This is a genomic window from Vibrio sp. 10N.261.51.F12, from assembly GCF_041471725.1.
In the GTDB taxonomy this organism is placed as follows: domain Bacteria; phylum Pseudomonadota; class Gammaproteobacteria; order Enterobacterales; family Vibrionaceae; genus Vibrio.
Genome location: NZ_JBFROV010000070.1, coordinates 1 through 2,609 on the forward strand (window position 1 = coordinate 1; position 2,609 = coordinate 2,609).

The 2,609-nt window shown below is 45.8% G+C and carries 1 protein-coding gene; it reads right to left on the reverse strand.

Annotation, left to right across the window (positions count from 1 at the left end):
* A partial coding sequence (locus AB4405_RS24285; RefSeq protein WP_372063106.1) for a cadherin-like domain-containing protein occupies positions 1-2,609 on the reverse strand: 2,609 nt, incomplete at both ends.

Consider the following 2,609-nt stretch of genomic DNA (forward strand, 5'->3'; position numbering starts at 1 on the left):
TTGCCATCACCATGATCCGTAAAGATACCTTCACTGCCCTCATACGTCACATGGGTGATGGACAAGTCATCTCCATCAATATCTGATGCGTTAGTTAACAATTGAGCGTCACTGAAGGTGATTGAACCGTCTTCTTGGATGACGTAATTGACATCTTCGACAACAGCAGCGTCGTTCGTTGCCACTACATTGACATTAACGGTCGCGCTATCAAATGAACCATTGCCGTCTGTGACCGTGTAACTAAAAGACGCTTCCCCATTAAAGTTAGGCTCTGGTGTAAATAGAACCTGACCGTTTTCGTCTAAAGACACCGTCCCATGGGTATCATCGGTTGCTTCAACACTTACTAAAGATAAAGTGTCGCCATCGGCATCAAAATCATTAACCAACAAATCCGCAGCTTGTAATACTAGCGTGCCATCTTCTTCAACTTGGATATCTCTCGACGAAATGGTGCCATCTATTTCGATTAACTGTTCAGTAATATCAAGCGTTTCTTCCGCTGTGCTGTGATTTAGATCTAATGCTAAGGTGTTCGAAACCTCACTGCCATCCCCCTGAATCGTTGTCAGAGTGATTTCTTCAGACATGGTTCGAGACACGGTCATGTTTTGTACAACATATGTCCCTCGACCACCCGTTGTTCCTAACTCAAAGTGGTGGACTGGCACATCTGTAGTAAAAGAGTAGACGTCTTCATACTCACCGGAATCCCGATAACCACCTTGCGAACTGATGATTTCACCTTCTGCATCAAACGCTGTGATATTCACTTGGGTCGCTTGACCACTCGATTCATCAAAATACCCTCCCAAGCCATCTAGTTGGAATGATATCTGGTTAACATCCTCTCCTTCGACGGTCACTGTGAGCGTCTCTTCGTCGCTTAGTCCACTACTAGATTGATTACCAATCCCCGCCCCAACATGACTACCGGCACCATTCCATGCTGCCAAATTACCATCACTAACCTCGGTGGTAATGGTGACTCCACCTTCTTCATAAACAGCGGTGTTACCATTGACATCTCCCCAGTCGCTGGTTCTAGCGGTACCATCAAAAACCTCACTACTGGTGTCGTTATCGAAGCTACCGACTTGAATATCTCTAGTATCTGCTTGAATTTCATCAGTGTTAGGGACGAACTGAAGCTCAGTATCTGCCGGATACTCAAGCCCAATGACCATGTCCGCCCATTCATTATCTTCATTTAGATATTGAACTGCACCATGCTCAGGCGCGGTGTCCAAGCGAATCATTGGGTCTGCGCTTGATAGGCTACTGTCATCACGAGCAACAACAAGATCATTAACAGGGTCAACGGTTAAACTGACTGAAGTCGACACCGTTTCTTGACCATCGGTGACGTTGAACGTCATTGCGAGTTCACCGTTAAAGTTTTCAGCGAGAATCACGGTGAAGCTGCCGTCATCGTTCTCAGTCACCTCACCAAATGCTTCAATATACAAACCTTCAGCGGTGAGTTGGTCGCCATCAATGTCAGTAGCATTGGCAAGTAACTGTTCTTGCGAAAAGGTAATGGAATTATCTTCATTGACTTGATAAGACAAGGGGCCAGAAACCACAGGAGTGTCATTAACAGCAATGACATCAATGCTTGCCGTTGTATTTGATGTGAGTCCCGACTCGTCGGCAATCACTACTTGTAATTCGATGTCTCCATCAAAATTTGCATTCGGGGCGAAATAGTAAGTGCCATTCTCATGCACAGCGAAGATACCATCACTGCCGTTGTACGTAACGGACTCTAAGGATACTACCTCGCCATCTACATCACTTGAATTAGCAATTAGCTGATCCGCTGTAATATCAATAATGCCGTCTTCATTAACACTGTATGATGTTGAACCAGCTATCGGCGCGTCATTAACCGCTGCCACATGTATATCTATGCTGGCATTACTCAGTTCCGTGCCATCTGAAACGTCAAAATTTAAGTTTATCGAACCATTAAAATTTTCATTAGGTGCAAATGTATGAGTACCATCACCATGGCTGGTGAGCACACCATCGATGCCTTCGTAATGCACTCCTGCGACAGACAAATCGTCCCCATCAATGTCAGTCGCGTCTGTCAATAATTCACTGTCGGTAAAAGTCAGTGTACCGTCTTCGTCCATGCTAAAGTTTTGGTCGTAAATCACAGCCGCATCATTGACCGCGGTCACCGACACATCAAGTTGAGCCGGTGATACCCCACCATTTCCGTCATCAACGGTGTAGTCAATTTCAAAGTTGCCGTTGAAGTTTTCATCTGGCGTGATGGTATACGTCCCATCGCCGTTGTCTGTGATTGTGCCATTAGGCATACTAATATCAGAAATAGTGACACTGTCACCACCGTTTTCCGCGTTGTCAGTATCCTCATCAGGCGTAGCAAACAATGACGCGATATCTACCCCATTGTCTGCACTGGCCGCTTCTTCACTGGTGGGTAACGTGAATGCCGTTTGGCTGCCCACATCTTGACTTGGCACAACGATACCATCGACCACATCAAACACATGCCAATGGTCACCACTGATGGTGTCAGGTAATTCAGGTGTGAAGGTTTGAACGAGCGTGTCGCCAACAAACACTTGAAC